This window comes from Domibacillus sp. DTU_2020_1001157_1_SI_ALB_TIR_016 (assembly GCF_032341995.1).
In the GTDB taxonomy this organism is placed as follows: Bacteria; Bacillota; Bacilli; order Bacillales; family Domibacillaceae; genus Domibacillus; species Domibacillus indicus_A.
The window spans coordinates 1,887,729-1,908,388 of record NZ_CP135439.1; the positions used below are offsets into that span (position 1 = coordinate 1,887,729).

Genomic DNA, 20,660 nt, shown 5'->3' on the forward strand with positions numbered 1-20,660 from the left:
AAAAGGAGCGTTTGTAAATGAAAACAATGACTAGACTCACTTTCGCCAATAACCAAAAAGAGCTGGATCATAAAATTGAACAAATTACACAAAACCATGAACAACGAAATCCTGAATGCAAAGTTGAGATTTCTTACTTAGACCCGGAATTAGAGGATATCCGTTTTCTAAAGGACCACACCACACAATTATTAATTGGAATACGAATAGTTGAAAAAGCAAATGGCGATAAATAAGCAGTATTAAACATGTTTATTTATTTTGAAAAAAAGAGGTGTAAAAGTATGGCAGGCAAAAACAAGTATAATACTGGAGAAATCGTAAAAATAAAAACAACGGATGAATTAGTAACCATAAATAAATGGCATTATGTACAAAATATGAAGCAATACTCTTATACCGTAAAAGAGTATCCATTAACTTTTTATTTCGAAAATGAATTTTATAGCCATAACTAAATTAATCAGTGCGGTTGACCAAACCGCAGCTAAGTCGACTCTAGAAGAAAAATATTCATGAACATGCATTGAGCCTCAAAAAAAGCACCCAGACGGTATAAAAAAGCCACCTAGCTTATGATGATAAATATAAACGTAATAAAGGTGGCTGCTTTTGTGATAGAAGTTAAAAATTTCTTTCTCAACCAGCCTGTCCCTTTCTGAGACAGGTTTTTTATTTTACAATACAAAGGAACGTATATTCTTAAAAAACTTTATTTGTCTGCAAACCTAATCAACTTCAGACAATTTGAGGACGTGACAGAGAACCTCCTTACCCCTCAGAATTGCGTCTATTTCTGGCCGGAGCTTAGAGACCATGAGAGAACATTCTAATCCTTCTTCTAGGTTATACGAGGATCCGTAAAGGCCAGGATCTAGGTCTTACATGGAATAACGTTGATGTAAAGAACAAAACAGTCCGTATAAAAGGACAAGAGAGACGTACGGGTCTCGCCCACCTAAAACCAAAAATAATTGTCGTAACGTTTTGGTAGATGATATTGTTTTTCAGCAGCTGGAAAAGTATAAAAGATGGTGTAAAGAAACAAAGCTAAAAAATGGAGCACGATTAACGGACGATGATATATTTTTATCTCTACTAAGGTGGTACCCCAACCGGACCTGTGACCGTTCTATACTCTTTTGAACAGCTGCATCCTTAATTAGCCAGAAAGTGCCGGTAAACGTCATAGCTGCTCGTTTAGGGGATACCCCCGAGATGGTCCTCTCTACTTACACTGTTCATCATACCTGCAGCTCTGTTTTCATGATGGATGCTCCTTATGGGTAAATCAAAAAAGGTCATAAACAGGACACCATTTCGCATCTGTTTAGTGCCCTCTGTTTTTACAAGGCGGCAACTAAAAACGTGTTTAATGTTCTTCAAGCTTAAACCGTTCATCCTTTGCTTCATTGTGCCCTTCCTTAAATAACCGCGGTGTGCTTGAAGAAGATTTTGAGGATTTTATCCCATTTTCAAATAAGGTGTCTAATATTTTTTGAATATCTTCTTTCGTGGCAGGAGCCTTGCCTGGTTTTAAAATAATTGAAAACAAGCAGTTCCCTGAATTTAGGAAACCACCTTTGAATTTTTATAAGCAAAACCATCCCTATAATAAATAACGTGCCGCCATAAAGCGCCTGCTATTCTGTTTTTAATGCTAACGGACCAATGATGATCGTACCAACTGCAATCCTCATAACAGCTTTTGCAACGATCATGGGCGATGATTTTGAGATTTACTGCTTGTTCAGCCCTATCAAACAAAGTATTGATCGCCAAAACAAGCAAATAAGAACAGCAAAAAAGCCGCCGGAAATCCGGCGGCTTTTACTGTTCTCTTTTTGTGTATTCGCCAACATAATATAAGATGTCAGATACATACTGGTCACTTTGATTATAAGCGAAGATCGCCCGTTTCATATCACCATCGGCAGCACCGTTTTCACTTAAATAATGGGCAGCACTGTAGATCGCATCTTCCACATTGAAAGGATCTGCTTTTCCATCTCCATTGGCATCCACCCCGTATCCGCCATATTTTGCAATGACAGCCGGGTCTGTTTTTTCCTCTTCCGGGATATTACCTTTACCGAGGCCGCTGCAAGTCGGGTGCTCCCATCCTACAAACGTGCACGGCATAAACTGCATCGGGCCTTCCGCGCCTGCTGGAGAAACCATTGGATCCATCGTTGAAAATTTTGTTTCTACACGGTGGTGAGCAGCAAGAAGCTCCCACGGAATTCCATACTCTTCAGCTGCCGCTTTATAGATCGGCATGTACTCTTCTGGAATCGACTTAGACTGCAGAAATTTCGGCGCTTTGTCTGTTATTGAAAAAATGGCCATTAAGAGAAAAGCGGCCAGCAAGAATGGAATCGCCAAACAGCCATACGCCCGTTTTTTCAATCTTCTTCTTTTTTTTGCCATGATCGTTAAACTCCTTAAATGCTCTTGCTTAACTCATCATAGAAAAGACCGAACAAAACTTCAAGCAAAAACAAATCTCTTTTCTTCTTAGAAAAGAGATTTGTTTTTCTTTATAAGTTCAGAAGACACCCATCTATTTTCCTTACTCCTGCAGCCTTTCTTCCACCAAACGGAAATGATCATTTCGTTTCTTCGCTGCATTGCCATGAGCGAGCGGCCAGGAGAACGTTCTATCAAGTAATGGAACTTCCTGAAAGCATGTCGCCTGCATCAAGCTGTTTAAGCCCCGGCGTTTTAGCTGCGGCTTCTGCTGCTTTTTCCCGAAGCTTCAATTCTTCGTTTTTCAAGTCCGCCAGCGATTTTGAAGCTTCTGCTTCCGCTTTTCGAAGACGGCTGCTTTCAAACTGCCAACCGTTTGCCGTTGCGCGTGCTGTTGTCAGCTCCGCAATCAAATCTGCTTCATAGTATGGATACTTTTCCATCACTTCGTCTGCCATTTTCTCATAGGATGCTTGCAGCTTTTTCTCAAGCGTGTTTTTTTCGGTCTGCCAGTACGTGTTTGACAGCCAGGCGCCGGCAGCAGATAAAACGCCTTTTTTCTCCCTATTTGTATCTATTTTTTCTGTTATCCGAATCAACTTTTCTCTAAGCCGTGTATTCGATACGCTCACATCTCCAAGAAAAGGGCGGGCGGCATCGGTTTTCAACAGTACAATAAGCCGCTCTCTTAAGTTTTGGTAAACGGCTTCAGCTCTTTTTTCTGAGCTTTCAGCCAAAGCCAGCTCCTGCTGAATGTGCAAAATATGCTTTTCTTCTTTTTGCTGCTCAAGCTTCAACTCATTAATCTGCCTGAACAGCAGCAAATAAGCAGACTCTCTTGTAACCCATTCTGATGACAGAACCGATTCATCATTTGCTTGAGCGCTTTCATCTGATGTATACAAAATCAGCATCGCCGCAGGCAGCAGCCAGCTTCCCGAAAATAATGTTTTCAGCGCTGCTTCCGTCGTAAATATGGCATCCGGGTGAAGAATCCACATTTCTTTTGGAAAGCCCGGCGGCACTTCCTTTTGAATCGGAGAAAGGATCTCACCATACATGAATAAACCAGAGCGAATGCCCATTTCGAATACAAGCGTTCCTAGACCGATCCCCTGCTTGATCTCTTCAAAAGAAGCACTTCGGTGTATATGTAAATGCTCGAAAATCTGCACTTTTTTAAAATCCGGCAGCTCTTCCCAGTAACGGCGGATATTTGCTTGAAGAGACTCTTTCCCTTCTTCCGCTTTTTCATTTTTTAAAAAGCGCTCAAACAACTGGACATATTCATAATGAAGCATAAATTCAAGCTTGCTGGAAATAAAAGAAGCTTCAAATTGTGCTTCCACCGCTTTATTTTTTTTCGCTCTTCTTTCAAACCATTTATTCTCAATTTCCGCACTGCGCGCGGTTACTTTTTCTCTTTCATTTAAGCGTGCAGCCGGCAGTTTCAGCAGCTTGGCTAATGCTAGAAACACATCAAGCTGAAGTACTTGATCCGGAATCTCATTTCTTTTTTTTATTTCAGCTGCAATGGCTCCAAAATAAGGAGCAGTTTCTTCTTTAGAAAAACGGCTTTTTGCTTTTAATGCCAGCAGTTCTTTTGCCTGCATGGAATGCAAAATCGCGTGAATCATCCGAAGCTTCGGACCTGTCACATTTGCTACCGCTTTGCCGATCGGCTTTAATTCTGTCATGTTGATCCGCTCCATTTACTCCTTTTTTTCTGATTTTACACGAAAAAAGTATGGAAAGAAAATGAAACCTTTCTTTCTTATCTGGCTCTTTGTTTTAAAAGTACATCTTTTTTCCTTTTTATAGTTGCTAATTGTCTTCCATTTTTTTAAAATAAAGATACAATTCTGATTTGTAAGCGATTTCAGAATTGAAACGGCCTAGGGGAGGGTTTTTATGGAACAGAAAGTGGATCGCGCTTTACAGCGGCAGAAAGAGTACGATTATGAAAAAATTGCGGCCAGTCCGGAGTTCAAGTCACTGATCCGCAAGAAAAACAAGTTTTTACTGCCCATTACCATCTTTTTCTTACTATTTTATTTTTCATTGCCCCTTTTAACTTCTTTTTCAACCGTACTGAACAAACCGGCGGTTGGCGACATCTCATGGGTATGGGTGCTGGCTCTGGCACAGTTTATTATGACCTGGACGCTTTGTATGGTGTATGTTAAAAAAGCGAATGGATTTGATGCCGATGCAGAGAGCATTGTAAACCGCCACAACGATACGAAAGGAAGTGACCGCCCGTGAGTATGGTAGGGCTTTTTTTCTTCGTTGCCATTGTGGGGCTGACTCTGTATGTGACGTATCTGGCTTCCAAGCGGACAAACTCCGCCAGTGAGTTTTACACGGCTGGGGGCGGGCTGACCGGCTGGCAGAATGGCATTGCCATTGCAGGTGATTACTTATCGGCCGCTTCATTTCTTGGCATTGCCGGTGCCATTGCCTTAAATGGATTTGATGGCTTTTTTTACAGTATCGGCTATCTGGTCGCGTATCTCGTTGTCCTGTATATTGTAGCTGAACCGCTTCGCAACTTAGGCAAATACACCCTTGCCGATATGATTACAGCCCGTTTTAATCAGCAGAAAATTCGCGGAACTGCGGCCATTTCTACTTTAACCATTGTTCTCTTTTATATGATTGCCCAGCTTGTTGGAGCAGGTGCATTAATTCAGCTTTTGCTTGGCATTGATTACTGGGTGGCTGTTTTGCTTGTCGGCATTATGATGACCACATACGTGCTTTGGGGCGGTATGGCGGCTACCAGCTGGGTGCAAATCATCAAAGCGGTTCTTCTCATGATCGGTACGGTTTTGATTTCGTTTCTTGTTTTACTAAAGTTTGATTTTAATATTATGAAAATGTTTACCGATATGAAATCCCTTACGCCCGCGGGTGAAGCGTACTTGAATCCAGGCGTAAAATACACAAACGGGCTGGATACGATGTCTATGATGATTGCCCTTGTGTTTGGAACGGCTGGCCTGCCGCACATCTTAATGCGCTTTTTCACCGTGAAAGATGCCCAAACAGCGCGCAGTTCCGTTGTTTATGCTACCTGGATTGTTGGAATCTTTTATATTTTAACGATTTTCCTTGGCTTTGGCGCCGCTGCTTTTGTAGGCTCTGAAAAAATTGTGGCAGCGAATGCAGCCGGTAATATGGCCGCGCCTCTTCTCGCCCAGGCGCTGGGCGGCGATCTGTTAATGTCCTTTGTATCTGCGGTTGCTTTTGCAACGATTTTAGCTGTTGTAGCCGGCCTTGTACTATCCGGTGCATCTGCTTTTGCCCACGATATTTACGGACAGATTATTAAAAAAGGAAATGTTACCGAAAAAGAGCAAATGAATGCAGCCCGTTTTGCTTCAATCGGCGTTTCCGTTTTTTCAATTATTTTAGCTCTTGGTGCCCAGACGATGAACGTAGCGTTTCTTGTCTCGCTCGCCTTTTGTATTGCCGCAAGCGCAAACCTTCCTGTTATTATTTACACCATTTACTGGAAGAGATTTAATACAACCGGTGCGCTGAGCGCTATGATTACGGGTCTTGTGACCGCCCTTGTACTGGTTGCGTTAAGCCCGAATATTTGGAGTCCTGAAGGCACAGCCATTTTAACAGGAACTGCTCTATTCCCGTTAACGAATCCAGCGATCATTTCTGTGCCGGCTGGCTTTATCGCAGGCTATATTGGATCAATCGTTTCAGCTAAAGCAGATGCACGCAAATATGCGGAAGTAGCCGTTAAAGCCAATACTGGATTAAAATAAAAGCACGGAGCAGACGGAACGGTCCGTCTGCTCCGTTTTTTCATACAATAAAAAAAACAAGGAGGTTATCGAGTTGCGTAAGATTCTCACAGCCGGTTTATGTATGCTTCTGGCTGCTGTGATCGTTCCCCTGCCTTCAAAGGCGGCTTCAGATCCTTATTTATCTGCACTGGCTCATGTGAAAAACAGCAAACAGGTCATCATTGCAGAAGGAAGTACAAAATCGATCACAGCAACGATCCGCCTTTACGAGAAAACAGGGCGCCACTGGCAGTTAAAACGGATTTCTCCGGCAGTTACCGGGAAAAATGGCTTATCCTTCTCGAAACAAGAAGGAAACGGCGCCACCCCTACCGGCTTTTATGACATTGGCCGAATGTTCGGCTATGCCCAAAAACCAGCAGGTGTCCGGAGCAGCTACACCGTCACAAACCGGTTTCATTATTGGATTGATGACCCCCATTCACCAGACTATAACAAATGGATTTATTACCGTGGTGATCCTGCTGCCCGCTGGAAATCATTTGAGCGCTTAAACCATGAATTATACAAACACGCTATCGTCATTCGCTACAATGAAAACCCGATCGTCAAAAACGCAGGCAGCGCCATTTTTATTCACCGCTGGCGGACAGGATCGACGCCAACAGCCGGATGCCTGGCGCTGAGCGAATCGCATTTACTGGTTTTAATGAAATGGCTGGATCCTGCCAAATCACCGAAAATTGTCATCGGCACACCTGATTCGATCCGTTCTGACCTCGTTCAGGCCTCTGCCAATTAATTGAGAGAATGATTCATCTGTCGGATAAGCAAATCAATATAAAGCAGCGTTTTTCCGCTCATATCTTTGCTGTTAAACCCGGTAATTTCACTGATGCGCTTCATCCGGTAAGCAAGCGTATTGGGATGCACATGCATCACACTCGCCGCTTCGTTTATGTTGCCGTCATGAGCTAAAAACATATAAAGCGATTCAATCATATTCGCATTATGTGTTTTGTCGTATTCTTCAAGCGCTTCAATGACCGCATTTTTTTTGCCAAGGCGGATGGAACGAAACTGTTCAATTGATTGAAAAATACCGAGCTGGTCAAAACAATGGGGCAGTGTAATAGTTGAAAAAATCTGTTTCATTTTTAATACACGAAGCGCTTCCTGATAGCTTTCCTGTACATGCAGCGGGTTTTGTACAGCTGTTCCTGCTGCCCCGACCGGCGAAAGGCCAAGCCGTTCCACTGATTTAGACGTAAAATCAGTAATATAGGAGCTGACCGTTTCTAAGTCAGCGGGTTCTTTAAACCGGATCAGCAGAACCAGCTGCTCCCCGTCATAGGTTCTGGCAATACTGGCCAGCTGTTGCAGGGTTTCGGTCAGGTAATCGATTTGCCGCTCCAGGGTACGGTCAATGGTACGTCCGAAATCAAAAAGAATCACCAGTAAACTGCCGGTCAGGGAAAGTCCATATGCTTTGTTGGCCTGTTCCATTTCATTGCGTGTGGCGAAATGCCCGGTCAAAAGCTTCCAAAAAAACTCCTGATGGCTTTCTTCCGCTGCACGCTTTCTTTTTTCATGCTGCAAAAGCTGATTTCTTACCGCTTTCGCCGCTTCCTTTAAAATCGCCATCTGTTCATCTGAAAAATGTGCACCTGACTGGGCCCAGATAAAGCCGATCACTTTATCCTGTTTTCGTACCGAAATGGCCACCCGCTCGCCGAGAGAAACTTGTCCAATTGCAGGAATCACAACAGGTTCCTCTGTTTCAAAAAGAGTTGGGATCGCTCCACTTTTCCATAAGCTGTTTATCACGTGCTCGGGTACTCTTCGTCTCATAATGGTAGCAATCCGAACGGGATCAATTTCTCCTTCGTGGCGGCTGTAAGCAATAATCTGGTGGTTGGCATCTTCAATCGTAATCGGGCAAAGAAGCGCTTCACTGATTCGGTCTGCCAGCATTTCAATTGATTCATATTCGTGGGCAAAATAATGTGGTTTATCGTTTGACATATCCATCCTCCGGTGCAATAGGCTATACTTATTATAATCGCCGCCTGATTAATTGTAAAAAAAACCGGAAAAAGCAGGCTATGATGCCTGATGGATGTATATACTTCAACGTGAATGATTTGAATTGAATGATATCCAGTCTTAATGATGAATCGGGCTTCTTCTACTGACATAGAAAATGGGCGAGTTCTGTTCGCAACTGTCATTCATTCCATTACTTTTAACTTTTTAAGATAAAGATAAAACCAATAGATAAGAGCAAAAGCAGATAAGTAAGCCACATAAGTCCAAAAAATATTCCAGCCGTTCCTATAGATAATGAGCCCTGTAAAAACTAATATATATTCAAGCAGGGTCATACATAATGCAGTGAAAAAAATAAGTAAATACGGATGTTCCTTTTTCATTATAAAAAAAATCAAATAGCACCCTATTACAGGGTATATACCTATATTAAACGGAAGTCCAGGCAAGGTTTTCTGTACGGCAAAAGGATATATCTCACCAAAACTAAAATAAATCCAAAACTCATTGATAAGATAGGAAATAACTGACGTAAAAGATCCGATCAATGGAATTATTTTTTTGTTTTTTGAATGAAGGTGTATGATTCCAATAATCCAAGGAACTATAAATACCATTAAAGAAAAGTACATCTTGTTTGAACCTCCATTGCGTTACCTTTCTTCATCAATGAGCTGCTTTGAGCGAATTTTACATATAGATAGCTTAACCATTTTACGGTAATGCGATACTCAGTTAAAAATAATCCTTTGTACCAATGCCCAGCCCCAAATACACTTTGCATACGACTGGGCTGGCAGTTTTGGCCGACACGACAACGCAGCTTATGGAAAAGCCCCCTTGAAGCTATACAGCTTAAGGGGTTGTCAATATATGAGTATATGGATCTGCACGATTCACACTCCTGGTGATGTACTAGTGTGATGAGCATAGGCTATCTTCTTCTTAACCTCGAAATGTCTTTGTATCAACCCTCGATGAACACTTTTCTTCATTTTCTTCCTGTCCAATTTACCAGCTCAAATGTATGGTTAATAAGTGATATAAAAAAGCACTTATTCAGAAAACACCAGCTAAATATGATTGAATAAAATCGGGTAATAGCTGAAAGAATAATCCCTCATATTTAATATCGAGTAAGCCAGCAATAAACAGTAATATAATCATTAAAATTAAAATAGGTTTCTTATTCTTTTTAGATATCGGCTTCAAAAGGTTCCCTCCACTAAAATACTATAATAGGAAGCTTGTTCTTGTGCGAGATCGCAAGCTTGTCCTTTTCTTTTGTCCACTTTTCAACTCTAGACAGCAGACTCTATTTGACACAGCTTACCTATCTGTCATTCCAGGTCTACTCATAATACATACTGCCGTATCAAGGTTTCATTTCCAATGCAACTGGACAATGATCGCTCCCCATAACACCAGCATGGATTTCTGCTTTTAACAGAGATTCGGCCATTCGTTCGGAGACAATAAAATAATCGATTCTCCAGCCGATGTTTCTCTCTCTTACCTTACTCATATAAGACCACCATGTATAGGCGCCTTCTCTGTCAGGGTAAAAATACCTGAAACTGTCGATAAAGCCCGCTTCCAGCAATGTGGTCATCTTCCCCCGCTCCTCTTCCGTAAAGCCTGAGTTTCCCCTGTTAGACTTAGCATTTTTCAAGTCAATCTCCCGGTGCGCGACATTCAAGTCTCCACAATAAATGACCGGTTTTACACGATCCAGTTGGATTAAGTAATCGAGCACTTCCTCTTCCCAGATTAAGCGATAATCGAGACGGGAAAGATCCCTTTTGGAATTAGGTGTGTAAACATTGACTAGAAAAAATTTATCAAACTCGAGGGTAATGGCCCTTCCTTCCGATTCTTGTTTATTCGGACCAATCCCATACTTCACCGAAAGAGGCGGAACTTTAGTAAAAACGGCTGTGCCGGAATACCCTTTTTTCTCTGCGTAATTCCAATATTGATGATAGCCTTCCAGGTCAAGACTGATTTGACCTTCCTGCAGCTTCGTTTCTTGAAGGCAAAATATATCAGCGCTTACTTCATTGAAATAGTCCAAAAATCCCTTTCTCACACAAGCTCTTATGCCATTCACGTTCCATGAAACCAGTTTTACCATGTATGTTTGTCTCCTCGCTGTTCCTTTTAGTAAACTCCATGGTTACTATACTAGTTAATAGAAAGAAAAGCATCCAGTGACAAGTTTTTTGGTAAAACAGTTTGTTAATAGCGTTAAATAAAGAAGAAATGCAATTGGCCATGTATGAATAAAAGAGGAACGTCACAGAAACTCTTATAACACTAATTTTTTTTAACACGTATATACACCTTACTATCGTTACATTTTATGGCTTATCATTGATGTTTTCTTTTTTAGTTAAAACATCTTATACGTTAACGGCAAACGAATAAAATCTGTAAGCAAACTACTTGCCCTATCCGCTTTGTTGTAAAGTGACTGTCTCAAACATAAAAAAAGCCACTTTAAAAAAAGCAGCTGGTTGTTGCTACCGTGCAAGAGTTTTTTCACTTTTTTCTCATTCAGCCCATTGACGACATTTTTCATCGACAAGGCAGTCTAGTTTCTCTTCACTAATTTCTAAAGCATATGACCGAACAGATCCAACAAAAATTTGTTCATTTGCACTAACCAAACCACTTCCTACATCCCACAATTTGGTTGATTCAGTTTATACTTTTGTTTTTCATACATTCTTTAGACTCTCATTTGCATTGCGTAAAATAGTATCAAATGCCATTTTAGATTTAATATCTGAATAAATGTAGAAATGTAGAACAGCTTTTTTGTGGGAAAAGTTGTAACAAAACTAAAAGCATTATTCAATGAAACGACTTCTTTTTAATATACGTATAGATCCTATAAGAATGCCTTACTAAATCTAAAACAAATAATGGAATCTTAACCGGGAATTTATATAAAGTCTTCCGGTAAAACTTATAATAAGCTTTGACGATATCGTTCCATTTTTCATCTTCCTTCTCTTTGTAGAAATCAGATATATCTACAATATATCCCTTTCCGTCATTCATCATCACATTTTTCCCATGTACATCTACAGGTGTCAGCCCTTGACTTCGAGCATAATCCAATGCTTGATTGATGTCTATGATCACTTGTTCCGGTATCCTGACTCCTTTTGCAACTGCATTGTATAAGGTAATTCCTTTTAGCCGCTTTAACACAAGGAAGTTCTCTCCCTTATAGACTAATTGAGAATAAGCAGGATGGTGCCCCATTCTTTGATAAACTTCCGCTTCTTTTTCTAATCCTTCCAAGTTTCTGGCGTAGATTTTTACGACCCAATCTTTATTTGAATGATGCAGAAAAACAGCAGCATAGTTACCGACACCAAGGCACTCCCACTCTCTTGGTGTGTGAAGAACCTTAATGGGTTCAAAAGGATTTTTACTTTTCATTTTCACGTTATGTATAAGCGTTTTTTCAATTAGTGCAACGTAACTTTTCATTCTCCCATACAACTCCGTCCATAACATCACAATACTTTCTTTAAATAACCACAAAACCTTTATATTATATTAATCCTCACCGCTTTAATTAAACAGGCTTTTTTTACCTATAATGAAATACATCCCCTTATTTATCCAGGAACATAACACCGATAATACCAAGAGCAAAAAAAAACGCCTCAAAATGAAAACGAGGATATAAGAGGGGAATAGTACATGTACAATCATTAAACCACGTGTTCCTGAAATAGCCGCCAAAGGAACCGGCTATTCCCGCCGGCCCTCTCCTTTTTCCAGGGAGGAAACAAGCGGCAGGAGCTGCTTGTAAATACTAACGATTTCCTCTATTTTCATCCTTACCAGGCCACTGGAAGAAGGCGCCACGAAGTCCAGCGTGCCAGGAACGACAGAAACATGCTGGGGACCCCATGCAACCTGCTTCCTGCCGCTATATTCCTGATAAACCCCTTTGCCGACAAAACAAACAATTGTAGGCCGATAATGTTCTATCTTTTTCTTTAACAAAACCCTGCCCTCCTGATACTCTTCTTTTGTAATTTTATCAGCCGTTTTCGTTGGTCTCGCCACAATATTTGTCAATCCGTACCCTAACTCTACTAATAGACGGTCCTCGATTGCTGTAAATTTTCTAGAGGTTAATCCCGCTTCAAAAAGAATTTTCCAAAAGCGGTTATTCGGATTCGCAAAATGATGTCCCGTTTCTCCGGAACGGACACTGGGATTGAAACCGACAAAAAGAATATCAAGATTTTCTTTTAAATGGTCCTTAATTGGCTTCACCCTTCAGACCTCCCTCACTTTTAATCGACTCGTTTACTTCTCTTTACTATTCCCTATTTTTTGATGTGGTAAAAAAAACAGAACACTAATTCTCACTTACCGGAACAGTTTTTCAGTTTTGCTTTATTGTTTCAGATAACTTAAGCAGCGGTAAAATTTACAAAAGCTAGTTTATAAGACCGATATCGTATTCATTTAGGTGAAATTGAAAAGGTACACCGGCCAAATTAAGGAAAGCATGTCCTATAACGGGTGGTCAAAACAGACACAGACCTCCACACAGTTATATATGAATGGACCTCAGCAGATACATCGTTTGGCAATGCAAACTTCATATTTCAAGGTGGTGTGACCAAAGCACAACCCGGCCTCGGAGAAGGTGCTCATTCTGATGTACAGATCACTGCAGAAAAATGCAACACGATTCAAACTAGCAGGTGCTAAGAAGCACAAAAGATCACTGGCAGTGAAGGTGAATGAACTTCTGAAACGGGTACAGCTGGTGAACAGTTCATACGTTTATCATCACTTACTACGGCGAATCACCTGGCTCAAACGCTGCCCTGACATTCATGAAAGATAAACTGGAATCTAAATCCTAAATTGGATTAAAGCAAGCTCTGCTTAAGCAGGGTCGTTTGTTCGGCTTTAAAAATGGCGGGCTCAGGCTTTTGCTTTCCGGCCGGCTGTTTTATCAAGCTGCACCTCAAATAAAGTAGTTATATTCCTTTTCGATTAAATTCTTCCCAATTTTTCCGTATATTATCGTATGATGAAAAATGAAAAAAACCCTTGATGATCAAGGGTTTTTACAAGTGTTGTCTAAGGTGTGCCCAGCGGGGAGCGTGCCCCAGTGCCTGGAACCTGCTGAAGTATGTGACTATTGTTGATAAAGGAGAGCAATAAAAACAGGCTGGAAATCGAAGAGGATCTGGACAATAAGAGGAACTTAATACTTTCTTGCGCCGCATTTCGGGCAAATATATACATCTTCGGCATCAAAAATGGACCCGCACTTTGTTTTTTCAAGTACAACCATAGCGCTGCGAAGCTCCGCCCGTTGTCCTTCCCAACCACATTCACACTTGACGTTGTTTGTTGAGCCAAATTTGTACAATCCATAATTCATACTGATTCACCCCTTAATTAGCGTATTCAGATATTATCTGTATGTTCATTTTACCGAGATAGACATTACATTTCAATATCACAAAAATTAAATTTTTGTAAATCTTAGAAAATACTTTTTTTAAACATCAAAAACTCCAGGCTCAAGTCCGGAGTTTTTGATGTTTGTTTACTGTTTGGAGAGCGATTTTACATCCTGGACCATTTCGTCAAACGGCACTTCTTCCCCGTCCTGTTTATTTCCTGGATAGCTTTTTACAACGGTTCCTTTTTCATCGACCAAGTAAAAGCTTGTTCCATGAATGAACTGGTCTGATTTCGGATCTGGCAGCGCAATAGCTTGAAAGCTTTTCTCTGCAAATGCGCTTATTTCTTCCTCTTCATACCCTGTTAAAAGGTTCCAGTTCGATTCATCCGCTTCGTAATGTGAAATATAGCTCTTCAACGCCTGCGGTGTATCCCGAGCCGGGTCAATGCTGAACGACACAATTTCATAGTTTTGAACATCTTCCTCGTTCAAGCGGTCCTGCAGCTCGCTCATATTTCTTGTCATGGGCGGGCAAACCGTCGTACAGTTTGTGAAAATAAAATTGGCGAGCCACACTTTCCCTTTTAAATCAGCCAAACCAACTTGTTCACCATTTTGATTGGTATAGGTAAAGTCTTGGACTTCCACATCCATGTTGCCTTCAAACTGACGGCCGCATGCACCAAGCAATAAAACAGCAGCGGCCATAATAAAAATGGACTGAACTATTTTCACATAACTCCCTCCAAGCATCTTTTATCCTTTTATCGTAGAGGAAACCTTCTTATTTCTCAATGCGCTGCTGCGGCCTGATCTTGAATACTTTATGAACGTTTTCAGCTTTCTCCTGTAAAAACAAATGCAGCTTTGCTTCCGGTATCGGACTGGCCTACCTCCAGACGAGCATCAATCCGCTCTTTCAGCTCTGGCACGTGGGAGATAATACCGACCAGGCGGCCGTCCGCTTGTATATCCATTAACGTTTCAATGGCCTGGTCCAGCGATTCCGGATCAAGCGTGCCGAATCCTTCGTCCACAAACATCGTTTCAAGCGATACGCCGCCTGCATGATTTTGGACCACTTCTGCCAGTCCGAGCGCAAGGGCAAGCGCCGCTTTAAAGCTTTCTCCCCCGGACAGTGTTTTCACATGCCGGCTGGCACCTGTATATTGGTCAAAAACGAGAAGATCCAAGCCGCTTTGCGCATTTCCTTTTGACCGCTCGGTTAAACGCTCCAGTAAAAAACGGCCATTTGTCATCGCCGAAAGCCTCGTGTTGGCTGCGGTTAAGATATCTTCCAAAAACGATGCCAGTACATATCGTTCAAACGTTACCTTCAGGTCATTTTTCCCGTGCGTTACTTCAAACAAATGGCCAGAAAGTCGGTACGCTTCTTCAGCCTTCGCCATCCGTGCCGCTATCTCTTCAACCGACTGGCGGATGCGCCGCGATTCTTTTGCACAAGCAGCAACGGAAGAAGCCTCATTTGCCCATTGAACAGCTTCTTCATTTAACGCTCCAATCTCTTCTTCAAGCTTGCTGATGTCTGCCCGTTCATGTCCTTGAAGAGTGGTTTGCAGCTCCTCAATCAGTAAAGTAAGCTCGCGTTCTTTTTGTTCGAACTGCCGGACCGTTTCTTTCATTTCTGCAAGGGATTCGAGCCATTTCTTCGCTTCCTCATATTGTTCGGCGGACCCAAAACCAGCCTGCTGTCGCTTTTGCTCAAAAGCCGCTCTTACTTCACGATAGTCCCTTTCTGCTTCCTGAAGCGTTTGCTGGCGTTCCTCTAAAACAGACAGGGCTGCCTGCATTGCTGTACGGGCGCGCTGAACATCTTCTACTGCCTGTTCATAGCGGCGCTCTAAAACGGCTGCCCTTTGCTCTATACGTTCAAGCTCTCTGGCAAAGTAACCGCTGTTGCGCATCGCCTCAGGAACCGATTGCTCAAGCTGCTGTCGCGTACTCTGTGCTTGAATAAAAGCCGTATGATCCATCATTTCCTGCTGTCTCGTTTGGTCTAATTCGGCTTCAAGCTGTTGTTTTTGTTTTTTCAGCTCATCCAGCTGCCCTTCCAGTTTCTGCTTTTGCTGAAGATCCTGGGCAGCTTGTCTGCGTGTTTGTTCGGCTTCTTTCAATCGCTCTATCGCTTCTTCTACTCCAAAGTCAGATGGAAGCTTTGCTTTTAGCTTGTCCACGTTTTCTGCTGCATGCCCTAATGCAAAACGGGATTCCATCCACTTCTGCTCCGCCTGCCGGTTTTCCTGGCTGAGACGGTCTACTTGCTGCTCCGCTTTCTTCAATGCCTGCTCTCCAAGCGGCGCTTCTCCTCCTGCAGCCGGGTTAGGATGATGAATGGAGCCGCACACGGAGCATGGTTCGCCCTCCTTTAGTTCACGGGCCAGCATCGCTGCCTGGCTTCTGTGCCACTCTTCTCTTTTATGCTCCAGTTCTTTAATGGCTTTAGCCGCGGCTGAGGCTGCTTTCTGCGCTTCGATTTGGGCTGCTTCTTCCCTTTTTTGAAGGTCGCCCATTTCTTTTTCGGCATCGGCTAACTCTTGAAATTGTTCAATCAACGCGGTTAATCTCTCAATCTGATAGCCCGATTCCAAGTATATTTCTTTTGAAGAATCGAAAGCTTGCAGAGACGCCTCCGTCTTTTTCCTAGCTGCATCCAGCTCTTCGTTTTTCCGGATGAATTCGGCGGCGGCTTGTTTTGTTTCCTTCAGGCGCCCCTCTGTCTCTTCAGCTTTTTCTATGGCATCTTGATAAGCATAAACCGCTTCTTTTATCGACTGAAGATGCTGAAGCTCTTTTGTACATTCATCCCGTTCAGGACGGCGGCTTTCTTCTGCTTTCAGCCGTTCTTCCGCTTCTTCCAGCAGCTGCCGTGTGTTTTGCATCTCCGCTTCCGCTTCACTTTTTCTTCCTTCGGCAGTGTGCACAGCCTGGCGGGCCCGCTTTTCCATCATTTCATAGGATTGCAGCTTGTCTGCCCGCTCGGCTCCGTCTATTTTCCGGCAGCATCTCTCCATACCTTCTTTTTGTTCATCAAGCTCTTTTTGTTCCAGCCGGGCCTGCTCCAAACGATCAAATTGGGCATTTCGAGACAGCCCCCGCTCTCGTTCTCCCAGCAAAAAATCACGGCGTTCGCTTAAATGCTGCACTTTTTCCTGAAAGCTTTTAAACTGCTTGTCCATTTCTAGAAGATCGAGCTCAAGCTGATCAAACACTGCTTTTCTTTGAATCAGCTCAGCTTCGAGCAGCGCGCGCATCGTGCTTGAGTATGCAGGCAGACTTTTTAAAAGGGCCATTTGCTGGTCAGCAGCCCGGCCTGCTTCTTTTTTTAATGCATCGGACTTTTCTTTTAAAATATCCTCTACCCGTTTATAAAAAGAAGTTTGAAACAACTTCTGCAAAATTTTCTCTTTTTCCTGGCTGCCAGCCATTAACAGCTTTTGAAATTCTCCCTGGGGAATCATTAAAATCTGCCTGAACTGATTGGCTTCAAGGCCGACTAGCTCATTTATTTTTTCATCCGTATCCCGTACATTCGAAGCAAGGAGCACTTCTGTACCGTTCGCTTTTTTTTCATACAGCTCAGCGGTAGCTCCCGCTGTTGTCATACCGCCTCCACGCGCTTTTGGCTTTTCCTGCTGAGGGGTCCGGCGGATCAAAAACGTCCGTCCTTTTAACTCAAATAAAAGCGATACTTCTGTCAGCTGTTTTGGATCTGCAAATTGGCTTCGCATTTCTGAAGCGCTTCGGTGATCTCCGCTTGGCTTGCCGTACATCGCAAAGCTGATGGCGTCAAATATCGTTGTTTTTCCTGATCCCGTTTTGCCGGAAATCACAAACATTTTTCGGTTTTCGAGCGCCGAAAAATCAATCACCTGCCGGCCTGCATACGGACCAAAAGCAGTCATTGTCAGTGTCACAGGCTTCATAATCCGTTTTCCTCCTGTTTCGCTTCTTCTAATATAGAAGTCATATACGTTTTTTTCTCTTCTGAAAAACCTAGCCCCGTCATCGCTTCGTAAAATTCCGCAAACAAATCGAGCTCGCTTTGCTTTTCCCTCATAGAAACAGAAGATTCAAATGACAGAGGGGAAACAGCTGCTTTTTCAAGGTGGAGAATATGGGGGAATTTATGCTTTAGCTTGGCCATCGGATCAATAAGCGCTCCTTCATCCCTTAACCGTACCTTGATATAGTCCTCTGAAGCCTCTCCTTCCATCAATTCATCAAAAAAACCAGTGACGATTTTCATATCGCGCATAGGTGCCAATGCTTTTTTGGTAATCGAAAGCTTCTTTTCTTCGTTTATTTCCACGATGGAGACACTTTTCGTATGAGATGCTTCTGAAAACGAATATTTCAGCAGTGACCCTGCATATTGAACTGTCTGGTGGTGAATGGCCGCCGGATTGTGCAGATGTCCAAGCGCCGTATAGTGAAAAGGAGCAAACAGCTCAGCACCGACATTTCCTGTTCCGCCGACTGATAAAATCCGCTCGGAATCACTTGTTTCTCCTCCTGTGACAAACGCATGGCCCACCGCCACATGAATGCCGTCCCGATCCATTGTTTCGCTTAAACGCCCGGTTAAGACTTTCATCGCATCATGGTGAGTGCGAATCGTATCGTCTTCGTATAAATACCGAACTACACCCGGCTCCGCATAGGGAAGGCAATGGAAATGAACGCCTTCAATAACCGGGCAGAACATGTTTTTCTCCATTTTTCCAGCCAGATAAAAACGGTTTTGCCGAAACCATGTTGAACCGAATGCCAGCCGGTCTGCACTATCATGATTGCCCGAAATGGCGACGATCGGTATATTCATTTCTACGTTAATCGTAAAAAGCGTTTCATTCAGCAAATTAACCGCCGAAGCCGGCGGAACCGACCGGTCATATAAATCTCCCGCGATTACCAGGGCATCCGGCTGCTCCTGCTCCAGCAGCCGAATCAGCTCCTGCAGCATAAAACGCTGATCCTCGATCATCGATACGCCGTGCACCATTTTTCCGAGATGCCAGTCAGCGGTATGAATAAATTTCATTTCGGTTTCCTCCTACTACGTATGTATGTTCCGATCATAGCAGATGAACAAGTTCTTGAAAAGAATGAACAAGCGGTTTCTTGTTTGCTATAATAGAGTAAAAGAAAATCATATAATGGGGGTTGCGGCATGCTGGAAGGCTGGTTTTCTTACTTTATCGTTGCCTGGACAGTGATCCTTGTCGGCTTGTTTGCCATCGGCGGCTTTTTTATGTTTCGCAAGTTTTTAAAACGAATGCCGAAGCAGGATGGCCGTTCTGACATGGACTGGGAAGAGTATTACGTTGATAAAACACGGAAACTATGGGGAACAGCGGAAAAAAACATGCTCGAAGAATTGGTTTCTCCTGTACCTGAGCTGTTTCGGGATGTTGCCCGCCACAAAATTGCCGGTAAAATCGGAGAACTCGCTTTAAAAGAACGGGCCCGCCATGTTTCGGCCGACTTAATTATCCGCGGCTACATTATGGCTACACCGAAAAGAGACCATAAGTTTTTACGCAAGAAACTTCATGAAATGAATATCGATATTGCTCCCTATCAGCATTTGTTTGAATAAAAAAAAACAGCCTTGTCAAGGCTGTTTTTTTAGGTTATGGGTATAGGCTGATCGGGCAGCTGCCGCTTCAGCGTGATATATTTTTTGTACATCGCCATGCGCCACGGTAAAATCATCGCAAACGCCAAAATAAAAAACATGCCGCCCAGCTGGCCTATATCAATCGTTGTCGACAGTACAAGCTTTCCAATAATCCGGATCACAAGCAGTGACATTAAAATAATCGGAAAAGCTTTAGAACGTTTTAAGTAAATGTCATGACCGCGTATTTCAAAATTGGATGTTTTAATGAGCAATAAAGAAAACAAACACCCTACCGCGGCTGCTTCCAGCAATTCAAGAGGTGTAACCCGAAACATTGGAAATACGAACATCAAAGCGCCGGTACTCATAAAAAGCGGAGGCATAATAATTTTTCGGGCTGAAGTCGGTTTCTTCGCTGCTTTCATACGAACAAATAAAGCACCCAGCCCCATCATGACAGCTGCTAAAGACGATATGGCAACCATCCAATCCATCTTGATCATCCCTTTAATACAAATTAAAAACCGGTAAATCCGCCAAACAGCGGCGTGAGGATCATAATGATCTGTGTCATCCAGTCAAAAAAGAGAATAATCCCCATTCCTATCATAACATAACCGCCGATTTTTACAATCTTAGCACTGTGTAAACGGATCCATTTCATTCGTCCGATAAAAAAAGAAAGAACAAAAAAAGGAATGGCAAAACCAAGCGCATAAGATACCATATACAACATAGCAGAGTCCGGGTTTGTTCCTGCCATATAAATAACCGCAAGCAGAATGGGGCCCGTGCACGGCGTCCAGCCCGCTCCAAACGCAAGGCCAATAAGAGAAGAGCCAGCATATCCAACAGGCCGGTTTTTAAAAGTCACTTTCTTCTCAGACATCATAAACCCTGGCTGCAAAAACCCAGTAACCACCAAGCCAAAAAAGATAATAAAAATGGCGCCAAGCTGACGAATGAGGTCATCCCATTCTTTTAAGAATTGACCAATAAAAGAAGAGCCAAAGCCGATTAAAACAAACACAAGAGAAAAGCCGAGCAAAAAAAAGAGGGTATGCAGCATACTTCTCCTTTGCAGCATGGCATTATCGTTTTTTAATTCATTTACACTCATACCGGTAATATACGATAAAAAGGCAGGATACAGCGGCAGGCAGCACGGCGAGATAAAGCTTAGAAACCCGGCGCCGAAGGCTAAAAACACGTTCAGCTCACTCATGAATCGATCACCCTTTCCTTTTCATTGTAACAGAAACGGTATGGG

Annotated in this window: 21 protein-coding genes; 6 read left to right on the forward strand and 15 right to left on the reverse strand. The window is 42.7% G+C overall.

Annotated elements, in window-relative coordinates; genetic code table 11:
• Positions 1 to 17: 17 nt before the first annotated feature.
• Together RRU94_RS17555 and RRU94_RS17560 are read left to right on the forward strand one after the other, a co-directional pair.
• Positions 18 to 236, forward strand: coding sequence for a hypothetical protein (locus tag RRU94_RS17555; RefSeq protein ID WP_315692145.1), 219 nt, complete (start codon positions 18 to 20; stop codon positions 234 to 236).
• A 48-nt stretch (positions 237 to 284) separates the two neighbouring features.
• Positions 285 to 458 (forward strand): hypothetical protein, encoded by a 174-nt coding sequence (locus tag RRU94_RS17560; protein WP_315692146.1) that lies wholly within the window; start codon positions 285 to 287, stop codon positions 456 to 458.
• A 914-nt stretch (positions 459 to 1,372) separates the two neighbouring features.
• Here RRU94_RS17560 and RRU94_RS17565 read toward each other — a convergent pair.
• From RRU94_RS17565 to RRU94_RS17575, 3 genes are all read right to left on the reverse strand, one after another.
• A complete protein-coding gene (locus RRU94_RS17565) occupies positions 1,373 to 1,555 on the reverse strand; it encodes a hypothetical protein (RefSeq protein WP_315692147.1) in 183 nt (60 codons plus the stop codon).
• Between the two features lie 275 nt (positions 1,556 to 1,830).
• Positions 1,831 to 2,430: a lytic transglycosylase domain-containing protein gene (locus RRU94_RS17570; RefSeq protein WP_315692148.1), complete on the reverse strand. Its 600-nt coding sequence runs from the start codon at positions 2,428 to 2,430 to the stop codon at positions 1,831 to 1,833.
• A 233-nt stretch (positions 2,431 to 2,663) separates the two neighbouring features.
• The gene (locus RRU94_RS17575) at positions 2,664 to 4,166 is read right to left on the reverse strand and encodes a hypothetical protein (protein WP_315692149.1); all 1,503 of its coding nucleotides are present in this window, start codon (positions 4,164 to 4,166) and stop codon (positions 2,664 to 2,666) included.
• A gap of 214 nt (positions 4,167 to 4,380) precedes the next feature.
• Here RRU94_RS17575 and RRU94_RS17580 point away from each other — a divergent pair, with 214 nt between their 5' ends.
• From RRU94_RS17580 to RRU94_RS17590, 3 genes are all read left to right on the forward strand, one after another.
• Positions 4,381 to 4,734 (forward strand): DUF485 domain-containing protein, encoded by a 354-nt coding sequence (locus tag RRU94_RS17580; RefSeq protein WP_315692150.1) that lies wholly within the window; start codon positions 4,381 to 4,383, stop codon positions 4,732 to 4,734.
• 2 nt (positions 4,735 to 4,736) lie between these two features.
• Positions 4,737 to 6,254, forward strand: coding sequence for a solute symporter family protein (locus RRU94_RS17585; RefSeq protein WP_410493052.1), 1,518 nt, complete (start codon positions 4,737 to 4,739; stop codon positions 6,252 to 6,254).
• Between the two features lie 73 nt (positions 6,255 to 6,327).
• Positions 6,328 to 7,038, forward strand: a complete 711-nt coding sequence (locus tag RRU94_RS17590; RefSeq protein ID WP_315692152.1) for a L,D-transpeptidase family protein — start codon at positions 6,328 to 6,330, stop codon at positions 7,036 to 7,038.
• Here RRU94_RS17590 and RRU94_RS17595 read toward each other — a convergent pair.
• The 10 genes from RRU94_RS17595 to RRU94_RS17640 form a co-directional block, all read right to left on the reverse strand.
• A complete protein-coding gene (locus RRU94_RS17595; RefSeq protein ID WP_315692153.1) occupies positions 7,035 to 8,261 on the reverse strand; it encodes a PucR family transcriptional regulator in 1,227 nt (408 codons plus the stop codon). The two genes, RRU94_RS17590 and RRU94_RS17595, sit on opposite strands and share 4 nt — an antisense overlap.
• A 206-nt stretch (positions 8,262 to 8,467) precedes the next feature.
• Entirely contained in the window at positions 8,468 to 8,917 is a 450-nt protein-coding gene (locus RRU94_RS17600) for a hypothetical protein (RefSeq protein WP_315692154.1), read from the reverse strand.
• A gap of 427 nt (positions 8,918 to 9,344) precedes the next feature.
• Entirely contained in the window at positions 9,345 to 9,497 is a 153-nt protein-coding gene (locus tag RRU94_RS17605; protein ID WP_315692155.1) for a hypothetical protein, read from the reverse strand.
• Between the two features lie 163 nt (positions 9,498 to 9,660).
• Positions 9,661 to 10,419, reverse strand: coding sequence for an exodeoxyribonuclease III (locus tag RRU94_RS17610; protein WP_315692156.1), 759 nt, complete (start codon positions 10,417 to 10,419; stop codon positions 9,661 to 9,663).
• A gap of 722 nt (positions 10,420 to 11,141) precedes the next feature.
• Positions 11,142 to 11,789: a serine/threonine protein kinase gene (locus RRU94_RS17615; protein ID WP_315692157.1), complete on the reverse strand. Its 648-nt coding sequence runs from the start codon at positions 11,787 to 11,789 to the stop codon at positions 11,142 to 11,144.
• A 267-nt stretch (positions 11,790 to 12,056) separates the two neighbouring features.
• Positions 12,057 to 12,590: a mismatch-specific DNA-glycosylase gene (locus RRU94_RS17620; RefSeq protein ID WP_315692158.1), complete on the reverse strand. Its 534-nt coding sequence runs from the start codon at positions 12,588 to 12,590 to the stop codon at positions 12,057 to 12,059.
• A gap of 949 nt (positions 12,591 to 13,539) precedes the next feature.
• Entirely contained in the window at positions 13,540 to 13,719 is a 180-nt protein-coding gene (locus RRU94_RS17625; RefSeq protein WP_251272387.1) for a hypothetical protein, read from the reverse strand.
• Between the two features lie 168 nt (positions 13,720 to 13,887).
• Complete coding sequence (locus tag RRU94_RS17630; protein ID WP_315692159.1) at positions 13,888 to 14,481, reverse strand: SCO family protein; 594 nt, start codon at positions 14,479 to 14,481, stop codon at positions 13,888 to 13,890.
• A gap of 101 nt (positions 14,482 to 14,582) precedes the next feature.
• Complete coding sequence (locus RRU94_RS17635; protein ID WP_315692160.1) at positions 14,583 to 17,690, reverse strand: AAA family ATPase; 3,108 nt, start codon at positions 17,688 to 17,690, stop codon at positions 14,583 to 14,585.
• Complete coding sequence (locus RRU94_RS17640) at positions 17,687 to 18,808, reverse strand: exonuclease SbcCD subunit D (RefSeq protein ID WP_315692161.1); 1,122 nt, start codon at positions 18,806 to 18,808, stop codon at positions 17,687 to 17,689. The genes RRU94_RS17635 and RRU94_RS17640 overlap by 4 nt, the downstream gene beginning before the upstream one ends.
• A 129-nt stretch (positions 18,809 to 18,937) precedes the next feature.
• Between RRU94_RS17640 and RRU94_RS17645 the strand changes: the two genes are divergently transcribed.
• Positions 18,938 to 19,366 (forward strand): DUF2621 domain-containing protein, encoded by a 429-nt coding sequence (locus RRU94_RS17645; RefSeq protein ID WP_251272391.1) that lies wholly within the window; start codon positions 18,938 to 18,940, stop codon positions 19,364 to 19,366.
• A gap of 29 nt (positions 19,367 to 19,395) precedes the next feature.
• On the opposite strand, the gene RRU94_RS17650 is transcribed toward RRU94_RS17645, so the two are convergent.
• Positions 19,396 to 19,884, reverse strand: a complete 489-nt coding sequence (locus RRU94_RS17650) for a CcdC family protein (protein WP_251272392.1) — start codon at positions 19,882 to 19,884, stop codon at positions 19,396 to 19,398.
• Between the two features lie 23 nt (positions 19,885 to 19,907).
• A complete protein-coding gene (locus tag RRU94_RS17655; RefSeq protein ID WP_251272393.1) occupies positions 19,908 to 20,615 on the reverse strand; it encodes a cytochrome c biogenesis CcdA family protein in 708 nt (235 codons plus the stop codon).
• Between the last annotated feature and the right edge of the window lie 45 nt (positions 20,616 to 20,660).

Excerpts from the sequence above, each read along its gene's own strand:
- RRU94_RS17575 (WP_315692149.1), bottom strand. The coding sequence starts at position 4,166 with ATGACAGAATTAAAGCCGATCGGCAAAGCGGTAGCAAATGTGACAGGT.
- RRU94_RS17570 (WP_315692148.1), bottom strand. The coding sequence starts at position 2,430 with ATGGCAAAAAAAAGAAGAAGATTGAAAAAACGGGCGTATGGCTGTTTG.
- RRU94_RS17635 (WP_315692160.1), bottom strand. The coding sequence starts at position 17,690 with ATGAAGCCTGTGACACTGACAATGACTGCTTTTGGTCCGTATGCAGGC.
- RRU94_RS17555 (WP_315692145.1), top strand. The coding sequence starts at position 18 with ATGAAAACAATGACTAGACTCACTTTCGCCAATAACCAAAAAGAGCTG.
- RRU94_RS17610 (WP_315692156.1), bottom strand. The coding sequence starts at position 10,419 with ATGGTAAAACTGGTTTCATGGAACGTGAATGGCATAAGAGCTTGTGTG.
- RRU94_RS17625 (WP_251272387.1), bottom strand. The coding sequence starts at position 13,719 with ATGAATTATGGATTGTACAAATTTGGCTCAACAAACAACGTCAAGTGT.
- RRU94_RS17595 (WP_315692153.1), bottom strand. The coding sequence starts at position 8,261 with ATGTCAAACGATAAACCACATTATTTTGCCCACGAATATGAATCAATT.
- RRU94_RS17650 (WP_251272392.1), bottom strand. The coding sequence starts at position 19,884 with ATGGATTGGATGGTTGCCATATCGTCTTTAGCAGCTGTCATGATGGGG.
- RRU94_RS17585 (WP_410493052.1), top strand. The coding sequence starts at position 4,737 with ATGGTAGGGCTTTTTTTCTTCGTTGCCATTGTGGGGCTGACTCTGTAT.
- RRU94_RS17615 (WP_315692157.1), bottom strand. The coding sequence starts at position 11,789 with ATGAAAAGTTACGTTGCACTAATTGAAAAAACGCTTATACATAACGTG.
- RRU94_RS17655 (WP_251272393.1), bottom strand. The coding sequence starts at position 20,615 with ATGAGTGAGCTGAACGTGTTTTTAGCCTTCGGCGCCGGGTTTCTAAGC.
- RRU94_RS17600 (WP_315692154.1), bottom strand. The coding sequence starts at position 8,917 with ATGTACTTTTCTTTAATGGTATTTATAGTTCCTTGGATTATTGGAATC.
- RRU94_RS17640 (WP_315692161.1), bottom strand. The coding sequence starts at position 18,808 with ATGAAATTTATTCATACCGCTGACTGGCATCTCGGAAAAATGGTGCAC.
- RRU94_RS17560 (WP_315692146.1), top strand. The coding sequence starts at position 285 with ATGGCAGGCAAAAACAAGTATAATACTGGAGAAATCGTAAAAATAAAA.
- RRU94_RS17580 (WP_315692150.1), top strand. The coding sequence starts at position 4,381 with ATGGAACAGAAAGTGGATCGCGCTTTACAGCGGCAGAAAGAGTACGAT.
- RRU94_RS17645 (WP_251272391.1), top strand. The coding sequence starts at position 18,938 with ATGCTGGAAGGCTGGTTTTCTTACTTTATCGTTGCCTGGACAGTGATC.